Origin of the sequence: Lysobacter enzymogenes (genome assembly GCF_017168095.1) — a bacterium.
GTDB lineage: Bacteria > Pseudomonadota > Gammaproteobacteria > Xanthomonadales > Xanthomonadaceae > Lysobacter > Lysobacter enzymogenes_D.
On the sequence record NZ_LXSD01000630.1, the window covers coordinates 13309 to 32090 of the forward strand.

Annotated in this window: 17 protein-coding genes and 1 tRNA gene; 10 read left to right on the forward strand and 8 right to left on the reverse strand. The window is 66.4% G+C overall.

All coding sequences use genetic code 11. The features are described from left to right. Positions 1–91: 91 nt before the first annotated feature. A tRNA-Ile gene (locus A7A76_RS24420) sits at positions 92–167 on the forward strand. Positions 168–172: 5 nt separating this feature from the next. Here A7A76_RS24420 and A7A76_RS24425 read toward each other — a convergent pair. After that, the gene (locus A7A76_RS24425) at positions 173–430 is read right to left on the reverse strand and encodes a hypothetical protein (RefSeq protein ID WP_206413753.1); all 258 of its coding nucleotides are present in this window, start codon (positions 428–430) and stop codon (positions 173–175) included. Between the two features lie 119 nt (positions 431–549). Between A7A76_RS24425 and A7A76_RS24430 the strand changes: the two genes are divergently transcribed. Both A7A76_RS24430 and A7A76_RS24435 read left to right on the forward strand, forming a co-directional pair. Continuing rightward, positions 550–1374 (forward strand): CPBP family intramembrane glutamic endopeptidase, encoded by an 825-nt coding sequence (locus tag A7A76_RS24430; RefSeq protein WP_206413754.1) that lies wholly within the window; start codon positions 550–552, stop codon positions 1372–1374. Continuing rightward, positions 1371–2204, forward strand: coding sequence for a CPBP family intramembrane glutamic endopeptidase (locus tag A7A76_RS24435; RefSeq protein WP_206413755.1), 834 nt, complete (start codon positions 1371–1373; stop codon positions 2202–2204). Before A7A76_RS24430 ends, A7A76_RS24435 begins: the two co-directional genes overlap by 4 nt. Positions 2205–2258: 54 nt before the next feature. Here the strand turns inward: A7A76_RS24435 and A7A76_RS24440 are convergent, their stop codons facing one another. The 3 genes from A7A76_RS24440 to A7A76_RS24450 form a co-directional block, all read right to left on the reverse strand. Then, positions 2259–3143, reverse strand: a complete 885-nt coding sequence (locus tag A7A76_RS24440; protein WP_206413756.1) for an AraC family transcriptional regulator — start codon at positions 3141–3143, stop codon at positions 2259–2261. Between the two features lie 176 nt (positions 3144–3319). After that, positions 3320–4564, reverse strand: a complete 1245-nt coding sequence (locus A7A76_RS24445; RefSeq protein WP_206413757.1) for a YcaO-like family protein — start codon at positions 4562–4564, stop codon at positions 3320–3322. 74 nt (positions 4565–4638) lie between these two features. After that, on the reverse strand, positions 4639–4815 hold the full coding sequence (locus A7A76_RS24450) for a hypothetical protein (protein WP_206413758.1): 177 nt from the start codon (positions 4813–4815) through the stop codon (positions 4639–4641). A gap of 498 nt (positions 4816–5313) precedes the next feature. On the opposite strand from A7A76_RS24450, the gene A7A76_RS24455 reads away from it, so the two are divergent. After that, a complete protein-coding gene (locus A7A76_RS24455) occupies positions 5314–6075 on the forward strand; it encodes a hypothetical protein (protein WP_206413759.1) in 762 nt (253 codons plus the stop codon). 280 nt (positions 6076–6355) lie between these two features. On the opposite strand, the gene A7A76_RS24460 is transcribed toward A7A76_RS24455, so the two are convergent. Continuing rightward, entirely contained in the window at positions 6356–7102 is a 747-nt protein-coding gene (locus A7A76_RS24460; RefSeq protein ID WP_206413760.1) for a BPL-N domain-containing protein, read from the reverse strand. 407 nt (positions 7103–7509) lie between these two features. Beyond that, complete coding sequence (locus A7A76_RS24465) at positions 7510–7671, reverse strand: hypothetical protein (protein ID WP_206413761.1); 162 nt, start codon at positions 7669–7671, stop codon at positions 7510–7512. A gap of 751 nt (positions 7672–8422) precedes the next feature. Between A7A76_RS24465 and A7A76_RS26115 the strand changes: the two genes are divergently transcribed. The 3 genes from A7A76_RS26115 (at position 8423) to A7A76_RS24480 (ending at position 11232) form a co-directional block, all read left to right on the forward strand. Further along, the gene (locus tag A7A76_RS26115) at positions 8423–9067 is read left to right on the forward strand and encodes a LytTR family transcriptional regulator DNA-binding domain-containing protein (protein ID WP_206413762.1); all 645 of its coding nucleotides are present in this window, start codon (positions 8423–8425) and stop codon (positions 9065–9067) included. 110 nt (positions 9068–9177) lie between these two features. Further along, positions 9178–9921: a hypothetical protein gene (locus tag A7A76_RS24475; protein WP_206413763.1), complete on the forward strand. Its 744-nt coding sequence runs from the start codon at positions 9178–9180 to the stop codon at positions 9919–9921. Positions 9922–10221: 300 nt separating this feature from the next. Continuing rightward, positions 10222–11232 (forward strand): hypothetical protein, encoded by a 1011-nt coding sequence (locus tag A7A76_RS24480; RefSeq protein ID WP_206413764.1) that lies wholly within the window; start codon positions 10222–10224, stop codon positions 11230–11232. Between the two features lie 63 nt (positions 11233–11295). Here the strand turns inward: A7A76_RS24480 and A7A76_RS24485 are convergent, their stop codons facing one another. Both A7A76_RS24485 and A7A76_RS24490 read right to left on the reverse strand, forming a co-directional pair. After that, positions 11296–11577, reverse strand: coding sequence for a hypothetical protein (locus tag A7A76_RS24485; RefSeq protein ID WP_206413765.1), 282 nt, complete (start codon positions 11575–11577; stop codon positions 11296–11298). A gap of 111 nt (positions 11578–11688) precedes the next feature. Then, entirely contained in the window at positions 11689–12678 is a 990-nt protein-coding gene (locus A7A76_RS24490; RefSeq protein WP_241201170.1) for a trypsin-like serine peptidase, read from the reverse strand. A 1438-nt stretch (positions 12679–14116) separates the two neighbouring features. Here A7A76_RS24490 and A7A76_RS24495 point away from each other — a divergent pair. From A7A76_RS24495 to A7A76_RS24505, 3 genes are all read left to right on the forward strand, one after another. After that, a complete protein-coding gene (locus A7A76_RS24495; RefSeq protein WP_206413767.1) occupies positions 14117–14542 on the forward strand; it encodes a hypothetical protein in 426 nt (141 codons plus the stop codon). Positions 14543–14660: 118 nt separating this feature from the next. Next, positions 14661–16421 (forward strand): hypothetical protein, encoded by a 1761-nt coding sequence (locus A7A76_RS24500; protein WP_206413768.1) that lies wholly within the window; start codon positions 14661–14663, stop codon positions 16419–16421. A 486-nt stretch (positions 16422–16907) separates the two neighbouring features. Then, positions 16908–18704: an Ig-like domain-containing protein gene (locus A7A76_RS24505; protein WP_206413769.1), complete on the forward strand. Its 1797-nt coding sequence runs from the start codon at positions 16908–16910 to the stop codon at positions 18702–18704. Positions 18705–18782: the final 78 nt, after the last annotated feature.

Genomic DNA, 18782 nt, shown 5'->3' on the forward strand with positions numbered 1-18782 from the left:
GCGGCCGACACCGGGGCGGGTGCGGCTCCCCGGCGCGCCGGCGCCCGGGCTGACGAGGCCGGGCCGGTGCTTTAGAATCCAGCCCTCTCGCGGGCCTATAGCTCAATGGTTAGAGCAGAGGACTCATAATCCTTTGGTTCCAGGTTCGAGTCCTGGTGGGCCCACCACGCCGTTACGTCGAACGGCTTTCTCCGCCTTTCCGCGCCTCACGAAAACGCTTTTTTGGTTTTTCGTCGCACGCCTGCGGTTTTGAGAAAATCGGACGAGTCATTTTGGGCGGAATTTTCGCCACTTTTTCTCCGCTTTCCCTGCCGACCAGAGGGGTGCGCGAGCGATTCGATTGGGTGTTTCCGTTCGAGACATTCTCGCTGGCTTGCGTTTCAATCGGTTGGCTTCGGACTTGCCAAACGAGTTTTTTCTCGATCAACATGCCGGTGACGATTCAAATTTGACACCACAGTCGCGGTGGTAACCGAGCGAGCTTATGGCGGACGAAAGGCCGTCCAGGCGACTCGCGGGAAATACGTATCATCCACACGGAGCGAAGTCATGCCGAAACGGCCCGTTTGGTATGTCTGGGGATACTTGCTGTTGATATCGACGGTCGCGTTTGCGGGCGCATTGCTGGCGATGGTTGTGCTCGGGCGAAACACCGACGCGGCGTTGGCTTGGCTCGTGCGATGTTCGCTGATCATGCTGCTGGTAGTCGCGACTACTTCCTGGTTCATTCGGCGAGATCGGCTCTCGTGGGTCAGGTACGGCGTTGCGGCAAACGGGCGAGCGGTCGATTCGGTTTTCGTTGGCTTTCTCGGCGGTGGTGCCTTGGCGCTACTCTGGGCGCTGATCGTCCAGGTATGGGCTCCTTTCGAGTGGAGCTGGAATCCCGCGTTTCGCATGCGGGCCCTCTTGATGGCGGCAGCGGCTGCGATGGCCCTTGGCGTGGCCGAAGAGGTCGGATATCGCAGCTACGGTTTGGAGCGCATGTATGAGCAGCACGGCGCGTTAGCCGCGGTCGTAGTGCCGAGCGCGGTTTTCGTGCTCGCCCATCTGTCAGGCGGCATGCCTTGGCAAGCCGCCGTTCTTGTGGTCGGCACCTGCAGTCTTCTGTACGGATGCCTGATGCTGGTCACTCGCAGCTTGCCGTTGGTCGCGGCCTTTCATGTCGCCAACAATCTCATTCAGGACGCACTGCTGCGAACGGGCGAGGGCTCGTTGTGGCGGCCTGAGTTCCAGAACGCTGATGCGCCTCACGATCATCAAATGGCCATATGGGCCTGCATGGGGGGCGCCAACGTAATCGTTGCTGCCTGTGTGTGGCTGTTCCGAGCGAAATTTCGCCGGGATGGCGCCGTAGCCTCATGGCCCAAGCAATGAGTATCGCAGTGCGAAATTCGTTGAAGGCCGTAGTTCGCGCGCTCGGATTCTGCGCCGCGGCGGCGCTTGTTCTCGTGCTCGCCAGTATCGCGGCGAAGAACTTCGCGGCGTTTCGGGAGGAGATAGTGGTAGGGGCTGTTGGGGTAGCGCTTACCTTTGCTTTGACTGCGATCTTTCTTCGCTGTGAGCGCAGGGGCTTCAGCGACGTGGGGCTGGCATGGCGTCGTGGAACCCTTGCGCACTTTGGGATTGGCTGCGCATTGGGAGGCGCATTGCTGGCCCTGCACGTTGCGGCGATGTCCATGAGCGGAAAGGTGAGCTGGACTCGAAATGAAAGTGTTGACGCATCCGGAATGGTCGCCGCGGCGGTCGGGTATTTGCTGCTCGCCTTGCGCGAGGAGATGGCATTTCGAGCTTATCCGCTACGGACGCTACTGCCGGCTCTTGGCGCAGTCGGGGCTCAAGGAATAGTGTTCGCGGTTTTCGTTCTGGAGCACCGGTTGGGTGGCGCCTCCTGGATCAACGCCATCTTCGGAGCGGGACTGGGCGCGCTGGTGTTCGGCATGGCCGCGTTGGCCACGCGCGGAATTGCGCTTCCGTTCGGGATGCACGTTGCGTGGAACTTCGGAGACTGGCTGCGGGGAGGGAAGGGAAATCAAGGCGGGTGGGTGATGCATGTGGATGAAGCGCACACGACCTACATCGAGATCTTTGGCCTGGCGACCTACGCAGTGATAATGCTTTTGGCTTTGACGGCTCTCATCGTGCTGTACCGTCGTGCGGATACGGCTCGACATCCGCATTCGCGAGGGATGTCGAAATCCGCCTGAGATGCGGTAGCGGTGGCTGCCGACCAGCCAAGAAGGTGCAGGCCGGATATTCATCTATTTCAGCGGCAGGAAGAGTTCCACGACGACCTCATGCGCCGACATCCCCGGGATCGGCGTGAGCCGGCGTTGGCAATAAAGGGGAAAATCGCGCGCTTCTTCGCCGCTGGCCGGGAGCCAGTCGCGATAGAGATACAGCGCGGCGGGTTCGAGGTTGTTGGTGTTGCCGGGGTAGCGCAACACGGCGCAGCGGCCGCCTGGAATCGTTCCTGGTTTCACCTGGGCGTCGTTCGCCGCGATGGGCCGGTCGGTGGCTACGCACAAATCCATGCTGTAGTCGGCGGGGTTCGCGGGCGTTCGTTCGGATCGGAACACCATGAAGCTGGGGCTGGATTCCGGCGGCAGGCCGACGCTGTTGCGCCAACGCATGAAGCGTTCGCGTGTTTCGCCGATCGCGCTTCGGTCGCCGCGATGCTCGATAATCGCCACGGGCGTGGACGCGACCTCGCGGACGATTACATCGTCGTGTTCGAAAGTGATGTGCATGAGCTTGTTCCTTGCGTTGTCGAGGGGGCCGAAGGCCGCGAGCCACGCTCCCCAATCGGGAGATTCCCGGAACGATGAAGGCGACTGCCCGAGCCGCTGCCTGAAGGCGCGGGCGAACGCGTCGGGCGCGTCGTAGCCGGCTTCCATCGCGATGTCCGTAACGCTTTGCGGCTCGCTGGATGTCAACCGATGCGAGGCGCGCTTCAGGCGCATCAGCTGGACGTAGCGGTGCAGCGACAATCCGAGCGCGGCCGCGAACTGACGATGAAAGTGAAACTTCGAGAAGGCGGCGACCCGGCTGACTGCGTCCAGGTCCAGGTCGGAGTCGAGGTTCCGGTCGATGTGCGCCAGCACTTTCTGCATCCGCGAACGGTAGTTTTGCGTCGCCGCTTTCATGGGCCGCCTGGTTCGTTCGTTCCTGAGTGGCGCGCTTATCCTGGCGCCTGAAATCGCGTCGCGCTCGACCGATCTTGCTGACATGCTACTGGGCGAAGCAGCGCTGAGCGACCGAAACAAGCCGAACGGCTCGCTTCGATCACTTCGGGTTGGCGGCGGGATGTCGCCGCCCGCGCCTAAGCCGCGGCGGCGCGACGATGCCGTTCGAGGAAGTCGCGCCCGCGCCGTCCCGGCGCCATCGCCACGCCGGTGGTGACCAGGAAGAAACGTTCCAGGTCCGGCGACAGGCTGCTGACGACCCAGAAGTCGTCGGCCTCGCGGTGGTTGACCGCGTGGTACAGGATCAGGCCGCGCGCGCGCAGGTCGGCGACGACCGCCGGCAGCAATCGCTGCGGCGTCTGCCGCTCGGGCTCGATGAAGTCCCAGCGCGCGCGGTGCAGGCGGCGCGGGTCGATTTCGCCCATCGCGCAGTCGCGCAGGCGCGGGTACGCGGCCAGCAGCTCCAGCGCGAGCCGGTCGAGTCCGGCCAGATGCTCGGTGTCGCGCTTGATGTCGACACACTGCACCAGCTCGCTCAGCGCGCGCGACGCCGCGTGTTGCGGATAGGGCGAAGCGCCGCAGCCGTGCGAGAACACGACTTCGTCCTCGAGCCGCCGTTCGGGCACGGCGATGAAGGCGGGATAGGCCAGGTCGCTGGCGATGTCGATCAGCCGCACCCGGCTACCGACGCGCCGCTCGGCGGTGCGATGCGTGCGCGCCAGTTCGTCGGGCAGCGACGCCGGGTCGATCCAGCGCCCGTAGACGCCGTCGCCGCCGAGGTAATGCGCCATCAGGAACAGCGACCAGGCGTCGCGCTCGACGATCTCGCCGATGCCGTGCAGCGCCGCTTCCTCGAAGCTGGCGCCGATCGCGGTTCCGCTGTTGCTGCCGAAGCGCAAGGCGCGGGTGTAATCGAAATCGTCGCGCGGATCGGCGGCGCGGGCGCCGCCGGGATAGTCGGGGAAACTCAGGAACAGCGGCACGGGCAGGGCGTCCTCGCCCGAGTACGCGGCGTAGTCGCGGCAGGCGAGGCGCCGCTGCGGCTGTTGCTCGAACGCCGACAGGAACGGCAGCGCCGCATAACGCGGGTCGTCGGCGATCGCGCGCGCGGCCGGGTACTCCCACTGCTGCGGCAGCGCCGAGGCTTTGCAGTAGTAGTGTTCGACCGCTTCGTACACCGCGCCGGTGTAGGCCGCATCCGGCGCGCCCTTGCCGCCGCCGAAGGCGAGGATTTCGCCGCCGGCGTCGAGCAGGAAGCACTTGGCGGCGACCAGGCCCTCGCCCAATCGGTCGGTATCGATGCTCCAGCCGCGCCGCGCGATGCACTCGCGGATGATGCGGTCGGCCTCGTCGAGGCTGCGCTCGCGTTCGTACGGAATCATGCCGGCGCTCCGGTTCGTTGGCGGCGAACGCGCGGCGCGCAAGCCCGCGCCGCGCGTCCGGCGGCGCAAGCCGCTTACTTGGCGAACTCGTCGAGGAAGGCCTGTTCCTGCGCGGTCGGCGCGTTGAGTTCGACCATCGCCGCCTTGAACTCGGCGGCCGAAGCGCTGTTGGCGCGCAAGGCTTCGCTGGCCGGAATGGCCGATCCCTTCTGGAGCACGGTCTTGATCACTGCGGGACGCTCGTTGCCCATGATTCGACTCCCTTGGTCGCAGAAGACTCAAGGGCGCGCCGCGGGCCGCTCGGGGCCGTGGTTGCGGTTCGTCCTTGTGCCGCAGCCCGCGGCTGCGCTTGCAGGCTCGGGGCGACGAGGGCGGTCGTCAGTGATAGGGGTCACAAATGCTTCGGCGGCTTGCGCGCGAGGCGACCAGCGGAGCGTGCGATGCGCGGCAGGCGCCTCATCCGCGGGGATGAAGCGCCGGACAGGTTCGGCGCTCGGGCGGATTCATGCCGCAAACCTCGCAGTAACGGTAGTCCGCCCAACGACCGGCGGCTCCGTCGTCCTCGACGGCCCTCGGCAGGCATCGCCGACCGCGCCGCGGCGTTCCGATGAGCCGAACCGCGCGCCGTTTGCGAGTAACCGAACGCCCGCTGCATCCCAGCCGGCCGTCGGCGCGACGCCCGCGATGCGATCGCGCATCGTCCGGGCCCAGCCCCGTCCATCGCCTACACCCCTGACAGGAGCGACATCATGAAATGGTTTTCGGCAACCAGCGCGGTTCTGCTCGCCGCGCTCGGCCTGGTCCAGTTGACCGGTTCCACCGCGGCGGCCGCGACGCCCGCCTTCACCCTGAATCCGGCGTTCTGCACGCCAGTCTGCGGCGCCTCGCAGCTGGCCAGCCGGTCGTGGATCAAGCCGGCGCGGGCGATGTTCGAAGACCAGACCGTCGAGGTCGACGTCGCCGCGTCCGACCTGCTCCAGGCCGGCATCGAAAACGTCTTCGTCAGCACCATGTCCGGCGATCAGGCCTTCACCGCCTCGGGCCAGTTCACCGCCAGCGCGACCGGCGGCGGCGTCGGCATCGTGCTGGGTTCGGCGCGCCCGCCGTACCACCCGACCTGCGTCGGCGCGACCGCGGACAACCGCCAGTTCGGCATCTTCGCCTACAGCTGGGGCGATCCCTACGGCCCGACCGCGGGCATGGTGGCGTGCAAGAACGTCGCCAAGACCCAGATCACCGGCACTGTGCGCATCTCGGTGACCACCAGCTGCGGCGCGGGCCTGAAGCCGTATTGCGCGGTGTCGGCCACGCTCAAGGACGCGGCGACCGGCGCGCTGCTGGCGTCGGCCTCGGTCGACAGCGTGCGCATCACCAACCCGAACAACCAGCGCAAGATCTGGTACGGCGTCAGCAACTACGACGCGGCCGCGCCGAACTATCCGGTCGTCTTCACTCCGCGCTCGGAGACCTATTACGCGGAAGTGGAGCAGTGCAATCCGATTTGCCCGTAAGCCGTCCGAAGCGCAGCCATGAAGCCGCGCGCCGCTGGCGGCGTCGCGGCGATGCGTTCCAGCGCCGGGCCCCGGAATCGTTCCGGGGCCCGGCCTGCGTTCATCGTCCGCAGCGCAGTCCCGGCTCGGCGGGCACCGACTTGCACGCCGGAGCGCCGTACTCGTCCAGGCATTGGCGCGCCGATGCGCACGAGCGGCAGCGTCCGTCTGCGCAGAGGTAAGCGCCGCAGGCATTGAGTTTCCCGTCGCGCAACGCAGCCGGCGCGCGCGGCGCGGGAGATCAGCGGCCGAGGGCGGCCAGCAACGAGCGCAGCAGCCGGTCGTCCGGCCTGTCCTCCAGCGGCAGGCCGGCATCCTCGAACCAGCTCTCGTCGGCTTCCGGATGCGGGCCGCTCAGTACCACCGCGCCGTGGCCGAACGAGTAGCGCGCAGCGGCGATGTCGTCGTTTGCGTAGGTGGCGATGACGCGGAAGCCAGGGTCTTTCGCCGCGCGCAATAGGTAGGGGCCGTCCTGATAGAAGACGGTTTGCGCGCGGCCCTGCCAGCGCACGGCGACGCTGGCGTCTTCGCTGTTGTCGACCTCGAAGCCGGGACGCCCGACTTCCGACTCCAGTTCGTGCGGCACCAGGCCGAGTCCGGACCCGCTGGCGAGGTAGGCTCCCATGCAAATGCCGAGGTAGCGGCCGCCGTGGGCGACGTAATCGTGGATGGCGCCGACCCGCTCGTCGCCGAGGCTGGCGAACGCCGCCGGGATGTTCTGGCCGCCGCCGGGCTGCGCGTAAACGTCGTAGCGCGCAAGATTCGCGGGAGTGATGTCGATGGGTTCGTCCGCGCCGACGAAGTCGACGCGGTACTTCGCACCCAGCGCCTCGATCGCGCGCTTCAGCGTTTCCGAGCAGTGGTCGCACGCGGCCGGGCCGCGGTAGACGGCTACGCGAACGGTGTCGCCGCGGGTGCCGGCGAAGGCATGGAACGCGAGTGCGGCCGACAGGACCGATGCGACGATCTTCAGGGCGACGCTTCGCATACGCTCGATCCTCCGGCGGTGGGCAAGGGCGATGCGCCCGCGGGCGGTCGGACGCTGTGCCGGCAGCCTACATCCGCTGGCCGCGCGGAAAGGTAACGGTTGTTGATCGTTGCGTAACTCGACCCGACCGCGATCGCGCTACCGCGGGACATGCCCCGACGCGTGGCCAAACGATGTGCAGGCGCCGTCTGCTTTTTGCGGCGCCGGCGGCGGAAGATCGATCGCCTGCGGCGAGCAGCCATCCAGCAGGCTCGACCGCCAACTGGCGAGTGGGCGTTGGCGATCAATCACGAGTTCAAGCAAGGGCTGCAGCAAGGAGCTAACCGTCTTCGGGCCTGGCGCTATACAGCGCAAAACAACAGAGCCCCATTTTTGGGGGCTCTCTTGTTCAAGCGACTTTGCATCGCTCAATCCCGCGGATTCTGCCCGCCGCGCTTGTGCTGGTCGTTCTGGTCGTCGTCGCCCTGGTTCGGGTTGCGCCCTTCGCGGCCCTCGCGCTCGCGGTCCTTCTGATCCTGTTGGTTCTGTTGGCCCTGTTGGTCGCCCTGGCCTTGCTGGTTGGTGCCCATTTTGATCACCTCTCGCTGGAGCCGAATCGAAGTTGATTCGGATGGCGCGACAGTGCGCGCGCTGAGGTTAACAAGCCATCGCTCCTGATCCCGAATAAGATCACGGCTTACGAACGTTGCATAAACGTTCGTTATTTCCCGTTCGAACAGTGAGCAGCAATTGGCGGATTTCAACTAAATCGTTCATGGCGCTCGGTGCAGGCGCATCCCCGTGGTCGCGCGACTGAGGCGACCCAGGTAGTCGGGATCGTGTCGTTGGCTGTGTTCTGGTCCTAAACCCGCACCGCCGCCACCACCGCGCGCCTTTCCCTGTGCAACAGGTTCTCGCCACGCCCCGTGTATCGCTGATCGACCTCTCGGCCGTTGGCCTTCGGCCTAGGTCACTGGCCGTCGGCGTCGACTCCGCCGAGAGTGCGAAGCGCACACAAGCGCGCCCGGCCCACCGGCGAGCGAGCGCCATCCGCGCCGCGCCGCCAACCAACGGCAGGTTACAAGCGCAGCAAAACCCAGCAGACTCCCGCTCCGGGTTCCCCGAGAGAATCGAACTTCGATGCGCCAGGCGTGGGACAGGATTCGAACCCGGATCGAGGCGCGCCTGCCTGCGTCCGGCGCGCGCTCGATACTGCTCGGCGTGGCGGCGTGGGCCTTGGCGACCCTGATCAGCGCAGCGCAAGGGCAGGCCTTCGCCGCCTACCGGGGCCGTCCCCAGGAATGGTGGGGCGCGCTGGGGTATACCGCGGCGATCTTCGCGGTGTGGGCGGCGCTGGCGCCGGCGATCATGGCCGCGGCCGAGCGCTTGTTCGCGAGCGCTTGGAACAAGAGCCTGCAGGCGGCCGTCGCCGTGCTCGGATACTTGGTCGCCACCGCGCTGCACGTCGCCTTGTTCGTCGTGGTTTTCTGGCCGATTTACGGGTCGGGGCTGGCGAACCCGTTGGCGATGGTAGCGCCGGTGCTCTTGGCCAACTTCGACAAGGCCGCCGTCGCGTATGCCGGCTTGATGATCGCCGTGCTGATCCGTCGGCGCCTGCGCCAGCGCCCCGTCGCCGCCGAGCCGGCGCCGGAACGGCGCGAAAGCGAGGGGCTGTGGATTCGCGTCGGCGCCGGCTCGCGCCTGGTCCGCTTTCAGGAGATCGACTGGATCGCCGCCGCCGGCGACTACGCCGAGGTGCACGCCGGCGGCCGCAGCCTGCTCATGGACCGGTCGCTCGCCGCCCTGACCGGCGAGCTCCCGGCCGACTTCGCCCGCATCCATCGCGGCGCGATCGTGCGCCTGGACCGGATCCGCGAGATCCGCAACCTGGGCCGGGGCGACGCCAACGTGGTCCTGCAGGGCGGCCACACCCTGCGTCTGAGCCGGCGCTACCGGGACAATCTCGCGGGTCTGATCGCCCGCTAGCCCGCTCGCCGACCGGGCGATCCCGCTCGCAGAATTGCGCTGGCCGCTGCGGCCGGCGCGGGCTTAGCTTGCCTCCAGGTACTGGAACGAGGTGCTACGCCGTGCGCAATATGTACTCCGCCTTGCTGTTCGCTCTTCCCATCCTGTTGCTGGCGTTCGGCTCGATCAAGGCGTTCGACGCCGACGACCGGGTCGTGGTCGTCGGCGCCCTGCACGGCCTGCATGATCGCGAGCCGGCCTTTGGCTACGATCGTCTGCGCTCGGCGATCGTCGACTTCCGGCCGGACGTGCTGGTTCTGGAGGTCCGGCCCGACGAACTGGCGGAGAAGAAGCCGACCCCCGGGCGGCCGGAATACCCGGCGGTGATCTGGCCGCTGCTCGCCCGGATGCGGGTCGATGCGGTCGCCATGGAGCCCGGCGGCGATCGTTATAAAGAGATTACCGGCCAGGCGGGGGCGGCGTTCGCGGCGCTCAAGCAACGCAACCCGGCCGGAGCCGCCGCCCTGACCCGCCTGGACGAGGCGACCGACGAAGCGCTTCTGGCCTACTGGCAGACGCCGGGGCAGGTCCAGGACGAAAAGACCGCGGCGGTGGCCGCGGGCTTGCAGTCGGCCCAGTTCGCGCTGGCCGGCCCGGATTTCGCGGCCGCGCAGGCCCGTTGGGACGGTTACATGGCCAGCCAGGTGCGGCAGGCCGTGCGCGACCACCCGGGCAAGCGGGTCATGGTCGTCGCCAGCTACCGCAATCGCGCGCTGCTCGACCGGGTCGCGCGCGAGCAGGCGCCGCAGCGCATCGTCGACGCGCGCGCCTGGGTCGGCAAGGCCGCTGCGCCTTCGGCCGCGGGCGCGAACTGAGCCCGGCTTCGCCTGCGCGATGCATCGCCTGCCGTGAATTTTCCGCGCAGTCGTTTGCGGATCGAGGACAGAGGCTGTCCCTGATCGAGCGCGTGCGCGCCATCGGACTGCACAAGCGTGATGCCGAGCAAGCCGGCGCATGATGGTCGGTCCGGATCATGGCGTCGGCGAAGAACCGGACCGTCGACAGATTCGCCGGCGCGGCGCCAACCGTCGCCCCGGCCCTGCACAGCGCGGCCTCAGTCGAGCCTGCGGACGCGCATCCCCATTACCGACCACCACTCCCCGGAGAGAGCCACGATGAATGTCGGAACACCCGCACGCGCCGCCTGCTTTGTCACAGTCCTCCGCGTTCTCGCCTGCAGCGCGCTCGTCGCGCTTGCCGGCGCCGCCAACGCACAGCAGGCGCTGCGCGGCTGGCAGCTGACCCCCGCCAACACCGGCCTGGCCGCGCTCGGACGGCATACCTGCGATTCCCTGCCGCGCTACACCGGCAACGCCAAGCTGCCGGCGGGCGCGCGGATCAGCGACGTGCGCTTCGAGACGCCGCTGGATTTGTCGGCCGGCGACATCGTCGTCGAACGCTCGTGCTTCCGCCCGACCTCGCTCAGCGAAGGCGCCGCCGTGCTGACCACGACCGACTATTCGCGCTGCGTCGACGACCGCTGCCCGCCGGCCAAGGGCCGGGTCGAGATCCGCGACTCGGAGATCTCCGGCGCGCTGATATCGCAACGACGCATCTCGCGTTCGTGCGCGTTCCTCGGCGTGGGCATTCTCGAGCGCAACTATATTCACGACACCGGCAGCGGCATCTGTTTCTACAACACCGGCCCGCAGTACGACGCCGTGGCCGACGGCAACTACGTCCACCGCCTGCGTTCCTACGGCACCGGCTCCAGCGCGTCGCACAATTCGGCTGCGACCGTGCGCGACTTCTCCACCGCCGCCAATCCCCTGCGGCGCATGCTGATCCGCAACAACCGCCTCGACATCCGCTCGGGCAACGACACCGGCGCGCTGTTCTTGCAGACCGCCGCCGACATCGATCAAGTCCGGGTCGAGGGCAACTTGTTCGAGGGCGAGGGTTACCAGCTGATCCTGGAGTCGCGCTGGGGCAACCGCTACGGCCGCGCGCTGAGCGCGGTCGACAACCGCTTCAGCGTGACCGGCTACGGCTACGGTTATGTGTACGACGAGGGCGCGCGGCTCGGCTACGGCTGGAGCCAGTGGGCCGACAACTATCGCAACGATCCCGCTCAGCCCGATCACCGCGGCGCGGCGTTGGCCAATCCGGAGCCTTATTCGGACTGAAGCAGGGTGCGATCGCAGCCGCGGGGCGGGCGCCGACCGCGGCGGCGCTCGGCACAGGCGATATCAGCGCAAGCCGCCGGTCCGCGGCATCTGGTTCAACTCGTCGATGACCGCTTTGGGCGCGCGCAAGCGGATCTGCACCGGAAAGGATTCCTGCACGACCACGTCCTTGACCACGCCGCGCTTCTCCAGCTCCATGACCTTGGCCAGCACCGGATCCGGAGATTCGGCGCTGCCGACGATCGTCGCGCTCTCCAGCGGGGCTTGCGCCTGCGCCGTTCGGTTGCTGTCGGGTCCGCAGCCGGTCAACAGCGTCAGCGCGGCGATCAGGGCGATGGATTTCATGTCTGCCTCGTAGTCCTGTCAACGAGCGGAAGTCGTGGCGCACCGCGAGGGTGCGCCACGTTGTTGCGGGGCCGGCGCCGGATCGGACTGCTCCGAACCGGCGCCGCGGGCTCAGGGATTGCTCGAAATCCAGCCCTGCAAGGTGTTGTACACCGTGCTGGTCAGGCGCGTGCCGCAATTCTGGCTCGACGAGCCGGTGGTGTGGATGCCGCGAACGTAGTCGCCGGCGGCGATGCCGCTGCCGCTGTTGCCGCCCGAGGTATCGATGGTGTAGCACAGCCGATACGAACCGCTGGTCGACACCGGTCCCGAATGGGTCCACATCGTGCCCAAGGGCTTTTCGCCGGGATAGCCGGTGATCACGTAGTTGCCGTCGGAGTAGGTGCCCCAGCCCGAGTGTCCGCCGTGAGGCGCCGAGGCGAGCACGATCATGCCGTAGTCGAAATTGCTGTCGGCGCCGTTATGCCAGGCGGTCGTGGTCAGCGCGCGCGCCCAGGTGGTCGTGCCCCAGGGCTGGTAGCTGCCGTTCTGGGCGGTGGTGAAGTCCAGGGCGGAGTACCAGGTGCCGGAGCCGTTGGACACGCAATGGCCCGCCGTCAGCACATGCTTCGGCCCGATCAAGGTGCCGGTGCAGCCGATGCCGATGCGGCCGATATGCCAGTACGGGTTCGCGACGGTGTTGGTGATCTGCACCCGGTCGTCGGCGCCGATGACGACCTTGGGCGTGTACAGGGCGTTGCGCTGCGTCGCCGGCAAGACCGGCGGGGTGCTGAACGACGCCGGCGTGCGGCCCACCTTCTCCAGGTCGGCGATGGCCTTTTCGAAGATGGCCACGTCCTCGGGATTCATCGTCGATGCGTACTGCGCGCCGTCGCGAGTGACCATGACCGTGCTCAAGCCGGCCGCCTTTTGCCGGGGCGAGAGCAGGCGCGCGTCGATGGACGCGCCGGTTTCCGGCAACGCGCGGGTCACCAGGTTTTCGCCATGGATGAAGCGGGCTTTCTCGTTCAATTTCTTGAATGCCGTCTGTTGCGCTTCCGCGGTGTTCACCAGCGGGGCCGAGACCAACAACACCAAACCAAACGCGGCCAGATTTTTCATAACACGCTCCATTGTCGGTTGAATAGTCCATTGGCAAGCGATCGGGCGGGCGCGTCCTGCGCTCGCACGATGCGTCCGGCCCGGCATCGGCCTGGGTCGGAGTCGCGACAACGAACCTGTCGGTTGTCGCGTCGCGGCCCTCCGTGGCCGCGCAGCAGGGCGGCGGTGCGCCCTGTGGCTGATTCGCACTGCATCGCGGTTCTCATCGCGTCCGTGCGCGTTCTTGCGCATGCGTTGTGCGACGGCGCGCCGGCGCGCGCGGCGCGCGCGGCGCGAGCATTCGATTTCCAGGCCGAGCGGCCTCGATCCGGGGCGAAGGCCTGCGTGGATGGATCTGGCCACCTCCATGTTCGTGCACAGAATGCGCGGCGCTCTTCGGTGCGCTTCGTTTGATCCGATATCCGCAGCCTCCGAATCTTGTTACTCCCTAATTCCTGGGGTCGTCGTGATAGCTCTCACAGTTGCTTGTCGGTGATTTCGACCATATCGGTAATAGTGTCGTGTGTGTCGCAATCGAGATTCAGCAGTGGATCGGTTGATCGACAACATCGAGGCAGGCGATAGAGCGATACGTTTTTTTGTGTGTTTTTGTTGATTGGTATCGTCGCGGTCGATTCGAGCGGCCGGCGACATCGGTATCGCCAGAGTGGTTCGCCGGTCGGCGGTCGCGTGTTGCCTGGTCGCAACGACCGAGTCGATGCCGTCCTGAGCGCGCCGAATTTCGCGTTTTAGAGCTTGGCTGTGAGATCGGCTCCGCGATCGCCCGCTTTCAGGGCAAATCGACTTTTCTCCAAGGCGTCAGCGCCGGTCTGGCTGCCGTGCGCATGGAGCGTCTTGCTCGTTGATGGCGGAGGCTTTTGCGGGCGAAGTCGCAACGATGCGAAACAGGGGGCGATTTTTGTGAGCTGAATCAAGCATCGGTCGAAAAAGTTGGCCGCAGCGTGCGCTCGACAGCGTAGTAGCTGGCGATGGACCAAGGCGCAGGCGCTTGGACCTTGAGGCGGCGCTCCTGGCGAATCACGCGAAGGGTTCTCCATGAGCCTCGAGGCTGCTTCGTTGCTTGTCGCCCAGTGTCGCGATCAAGGAAGGTCGCCGCGCGAAGCGCCGGGAACCAGTTGAGGCCCGCGTGTTTCGGCGTCGTCGAGCACGGGCGGGATCGCAGCAGGGAACGATATTCCTGTGAATAGTGGAGCTGTCGCCGCGGCGGCAGCGCCCGTCCGGGACGTGCTCGCAATAGTTCGGCACCGCCACGCACCACGCTGTCGAGGTGGGCCGGTGGAAGAAAGCTTCTTGATCCACGAACCGCTCGACGATGCTGTCTCGACAGGCATTCGCCGCACGGCGCCCGTTGCACCGAATCGGCGGCATCGCAGCCGATGAAGGCAGGCAAGGCGCCTGACCCAGTCCCGGAAGTCAATCGATAAAAGGAGATTCCATCGTGGCAGGCATCCAATGGTCGGCCCCTCAGTCGCTGGCCTATATCCCCGACGGCAAGCTGGTGACGTTCACGGCGATGCATCAGGCCGCGTACACGCAGTACGTCCAGATCATCGACGGCAACGGCAACCCCATCAGCTTCTATTGCCTGGACGCCAGTCAGGCGAGCTTTCCGATCTCCGGAAGCGGTGTCGAGGTCGGCTTTCTCCAGAACGGAGCCGGCAGGTTCACCATGGCGTCCGGTATGCAGGTCCAGTTCGGCAGCAGCGGGCCGTATGTTCCGAAGGTCTCGGCGGGCAATCCGGTCCAGTTCTTCATCAGCGGCGTCGTACGCGGCGGGGGAACCTTGTACGTGACCGAAGACGGTACCGATAACGACTACAACGACACCAGCTTCGTGATCCAGTGGTACCAGTCCGTGGGCTGACCCGCCCCTCGACCCGTTCCCGATCGAATCGGGCGGCACGACCACTCATGAATTCCCACGGCTGCCGCGACGGATCGCGTGGATCCGTCGCGGAGCGAGACACTGACGGAGTGCGGCAATGAAGACCAGCATCATCATGTTCGGCGCGCTCGCCAGCGCGCTGGCGATGGCCACAGCGTGTACGAAAACCGAACCCACCGTCGCCGCTGCATCGGTCGCCAAGGAGCAAACGACGGCATTTCCGGGCGGCGAACCGATCACGCCGGCCGACCTGACCGCGACCCCGGCGGCGCTGCCCGCCGCTCCGCCGGCGTACAACTACGATCCCTACAACCCCAACATCACCCACGCGCAATACGCGCGCTTCGCCTGGCGGCAGTTCATCCACTTCAATTCCCCGGCGCAGAAAAACGGCGTCGATGTCGCCGGCAAGTCGCCGGTGGTGCGCGGGAGCATCGATCCGAGCCGCAACTTCGCCGCATCCGGCGCCAGCGACTTCTATCGCAGCGGCACCACCGCCGCATCCAACTTCAGCAGCAATCAGCTGGTCTGGGAAACCTTCGCCCATCGGTCCGAACTGTTCCCGGCGGGGTCGGCTCCCAAGGGCAACCTGGCCGCCCTGGATCCGGAGTACGTCTTCCAGGGGAATCTGAAGGTCGCCTCGGCCGACGCCCGATTCAACAATCTCGACGAAAACAGCCAGATCGGCCAGAACCAGATCTTCTTCCCCAAAAACGGCAACACGCCGTCGACCAATCCGCAGGACGATCACATCATCCTGTTCCAGGCCAAGGTGAACCCGGTCGAATACGACTATATAAAATCCATCTATAACGCCGGCAATCCGCCGGCGTCGCTGGAATTGCCGCCCAACGCGACGAACCAGAACGAATCGGTGGAGGTCAAGTCGGCGTGGCGGGAAATGACGCCCGAACTGATCGCGTCCGGCCGCTATCACACGGCCGAGGCCTTGTACTACTACAACGAAAACGGCGTCACCCAGGCCCGGGTGGCCACCTTCGGCCTGGTCGGCCTGCACATCCTGCGCAAGATGGAGAACTACCCGACCTTCGTCTACACCACCTTCGAACAGGTCGACAGCCTGACCACGCCGGACAAGAAGGAGACCGGGTTGTACCTCATCAACCTGTACAACGAAATGCAGTACGACGCATCGGTGCCGCCGGGGACGCGGCCGACGGCGATCCTCAACTCGGGTTCCAACCGCACGGCAGTCACGCTGCCGTTGGCGGGGCCGGTCGACAGCGCGCACGGCTACGATGTCGTTCCCGGAAAATTCAACGTGCCCAGCGGATTTTCGGGGCCGATCAAGGTCCAGAATCCGCCGGTAGCGACCAGCGCGGTGTATGAGGTCAACAACGAAGTCCAGCAAGCGATGGCCAGCACGCCTGCGTTCAAGGATTCGGTGTGGCGCTATTACCGTCTGGTCGGGCTGCAGGTGTTGCCCACCAACGAGGACAGCTCGGTCACGCCGGCCAAGCCCGATCCGCTGACCCAGGACTTTTACCTGGCGAACATCGTGATCGAGAGCAGCCAGCCCGGCATCCAGTTGTTCAAGGGCGGCGTCAAGGATCCCGACCCCGACCAGAAGCAATTCACCCTGCTGGCCAAGCGCGGTCTGCCGAGCATCCTGGACGTGAAGAAGCTGCCGCCGAATTCCGACCAGCTGGTGATGGGCGGATGCATGGGCTGCCACGGCAACGCGCAATATCCCAGGGGCAAGGACGGCAAGGGTCCGAGCATCTTCAGTTTCCTGATCAACCAGGGCACCCTGACCGGCGGAGGTTTCAGCGCCGACGTGCGCAACGAATCGTCGGCGTCGTTGAGCGCGAAGCGCCTGGAGTATCTGGTTTATTGAGTAGTGAGCAGGCCCGGAAGCGTTGCCGCTTCCGGGCCGTGCGCGGTGATCGCGCCGCGTGCTTCCGGCGCCGGAGCGGCTGGAAGGAGCGCCGGATGCAGCGGCTATCCGCCGGCGGGCGCCGACGCGTTCGCTCGCGTAGGTTGTCAACGCCGAACGCCGGGTTCGTCCAATGCCTGTGGCGATCGCAGCTGCATGCCCGAATCGCTGCACAGCAGCATATTTCGCAGCGTGACGATCGCCGCATTAATCGCAGACCCGGCAGCTTGACACCCGAGTCGCCGCCCACCAAAGTCGGCAGCGCCCAATAGCGCTGCACACGCATGCAGCGCACTGCGCGGATCGGCCACCGACCGCACGACGATCGTCATTGTTCTCTGGGGGGAACGGCCGCGCCGCAACAGGTTTGCCGCGTGGCTCGAAAAGGCTGGCGCCTCTTGCGCCGGCCTCCTTCCCTATTCACCAGGCACCTGGAGAACACATCCAATGAGCACCAGATTGACAGGATTCTTGCTGTCCGGCGTTTTGCTGGCGGCCGGGCTCGCGCCCGCGCACGCGCAGAGCGTCAGTTGCGCGGGGATCGCCGATTGGAACGCGTCCACCATCTATAGCGCGGGCGACAAGCTCGTGTATCAGGGGCGGCTGTACCAGGCGACGACCTCGATCTGGAACACGCCGCCCACGCACTGCCCGAGCTGCGGCTATTACCAGGATCTGGGCGCCTGCAGCGCCGGCGGCAACACGCCGCCGACGGTCGCGTTGACCGCACCGGCGAACGGCGCCACCTTCGCCGCCGGCGCCACCATCAACGTCACCGCGAATGCGGCCGACGCCAACGGCAGCGTCGCCCAGGTGCAGTTCTTCCGCGGCAGCACTTCGCTCGGCGTCGACACCACGGCCCCGTACAGCGCGAGCTGGACCAACGCGGCCGCGGGCAGCTACGCGATCACCGCGGTCGCCACCGACAACCAGGGCGCCACCACCACCTCCGCCGCGGCCAACATCACCGTCAACGCCGGAACCCCCGACACCACCCCGCCGAGCGTGCCGGCCGGGCTGGCCGCGACCTCGGTGACCTCCTCCAGCGTCAACCTGAGCTGGAACGCTTCGACCGACAACGCGGGCGGCAGCGGCGTCGTCGGCTACGACGTCTATCGCAACGGCACGCTGGTCGGCTCGCCCGCCGGTACGTCGTTCGGCGACACCGGCCTGGCCGCGTCCACGGCCTACACCTACCGAGTGCGCGCGCGCGACAACGCCGGCAACGCCTCGGCCCAAGGCGCGCAAATCAGCGCGACCACCAGCGCCGGCGGCGGCGACAACACCCTGCCGCGGCATGCGCTGGTCGGGTACTGGCACAACTTCACCAATCCGTCCGGCCCGACCTATCCGATCAGCCAGGTCTCCAACGACTTCGACGTCATCGTGGTCGCGTTCGGCGACGACGCGGGCAACGGCGCGGTCAGCTTCACGGTCGATCCGGGCGCCGGCACCGAAGCGCAGTTCAAGGCCGACGTGGCCGCGGCGCGTGCGCGCGGCAAGAAGGTCGTGCTGTCGCTCGGCGGCCAGAACGGCACGGTGACGTTGAACAACGCGACCCAGGTGGCCAACTTCGTCAACAGCATGGAAGACCTGATCCGCTACTACGGCTTCGACGGCGTGGACATCGACCTGGAAAGCGGCGCGGGCGTCTATCACGGCGCGGCCGTGCAGACCAACCTGGTCACGGCGATCAAGCAGCTCAATACCCGCATCGGCCCGTCGTTCTACCTGTCGATGGCGCCCGAGCATCCGTATGTGCAGGGCGGCTTCACCGCGTACAGCGGGATCTGGGGCGCGTACCTGCCGATCATCGACGGACTGCGCCAGGAGCTGGACCTGATCCATGTGCAGTACTACAACAACGGCGCGCTGTACACGCCGTACAGCCAGAACGGCCTGGCCGAAGGAACGGTCGACATGCTGGTCGGTGCCAGCCTGATGTTGATCGAAGGGTTCCGCACCAACAACAACACCGGCGTCGTCTTCAACGGCCTGCGGCCGGATCAGGTCGCGCTCGGACTGCCCTCGGGCCCGTCCTCGGCCAACAGCGGACAGGCTTCGTCGGCGACGATCGCCAATGCGCTGAACTGCCTGACGCGGCTGCAGAACTGCGGAACCATCCGGCCCCAGCAGGCCTATCCGACCTTCCGCGGCGTCATGACCTGGTCGGTCAATTGGGACCGGCGCGATGGGTTCAACTTCTCCAAGCCGGTGCGGGCGACGTTGAACACCTTGCCCTGAGCGGCGGCGAAAAAGCCGAAGGGCGGGCGATGCTTCGCCCGCCCTTCGATTCCTCTGCGTTCGGCGCCCTGGGTGGGC

Coding starts and splice junctions, on each gene's coding strand:
- A7A76_RS24425 (WP_206413753.1), bottom strand. CDS start 430: ATGTTGATCGAGAAAAAACTCGTTTGGCAAGTCCGAAGCCAACCGATT.
- A7A76_RS24430 (WP_206413754.1), top strand. CDS start 550: ATGCCGAAACGGCCCGTTTGGTATGTCTGGGGATACTTGCTGTTGATA.
- A7A76_RS24435 (WP_206413755.1), top strand. CDS start 1,371: ATGAGTATCGCAGTGCGAAATTCGTTGAAGGCCGTAGTTCGCGCGCTC.
- A7A76_RS24440 (WP_206413756.1), bottom strand. CDS start 3,143: ATGAAAGCGGCGACGCAAAACTACCGTTCGCGGATGCAGAAAGTGCTG.
- A7A76_RS24445 (WP_206413757.1), bottom strand. CDS start 4,564: ATGATTCCGTACGAACGCGAGCGCAGCCTCGACGAGGCCGACCGCATC.
- A7A76_RS24450 (WP_206413758.1), bottom strand. CDS start 4,815: ATGGGCAACGAGCGTCCCGCAGTGATCAAGACCGTGCTCCAGAAGGGA.
- A7A76_RS24455 (WP_206413759.1), top strand. CDS start 5,314: ATGAAATGGTTTTCGGCAACCAGCGCGGTTCTGCTCGCCGCGCTCGGC.
- A7A76_RS24460 (WP_206413760.1), bottom strand. CDS start 7,102: ATGCGAAGCGTCGCCCTGAAGATCGTCGCATCGGTCCTGTCGGCCGCA.
- A7A76_RS24465 (WP_206413761.1), bottom strand. CDS start 7,671: ATGGGCACCAACCAGCAAGGCCAGGGCGACCAACAGGGCCAACAGAAC.
- A7A76_RS24475 (WP_206413763.1), top strand. CDS start 9,178: ATGTACTCCGCCTTGCTGTTCGCTCTTCCCATCCTGTTGCTGGCGTTC.
- A7A76_RS24480 (WP_206413764.1), top strand. CDS start 10,222: ATGAATGTCGGAACACCCGCACGCGCCGCCTGCTTTGTCACAGTCCTC.
- A7A76_RS24485 (WP_206413765.1), bottom strand. CDS start 11,577: ATGAAATCCATCGCCCTGATCGCCGCGCTGACGCTGTTGACCGGCTGC.
- A7A76_RS24490 (WP_241201170.1), bottom strand. CDS start 12,678: ATGAAAAATCTGGCCGCGTTTGGTTTGGTGTTGTTGGTCTCGGCCCCG.
- A7A76_RS24500 (WP_206413768.1), top strand. CDS start 14,661: ATGAAGACCAGCATCATCATGTTCGGCGCGCTCGCCAGCGCGCTGGCG.
- A7A76_RS24505 (WP_206413769.1), top strand. CDS start 16,908: ATGAGCACCAGATTGACAGGATTCTTGCTGTCCGGCGTTTTGCTGGCG.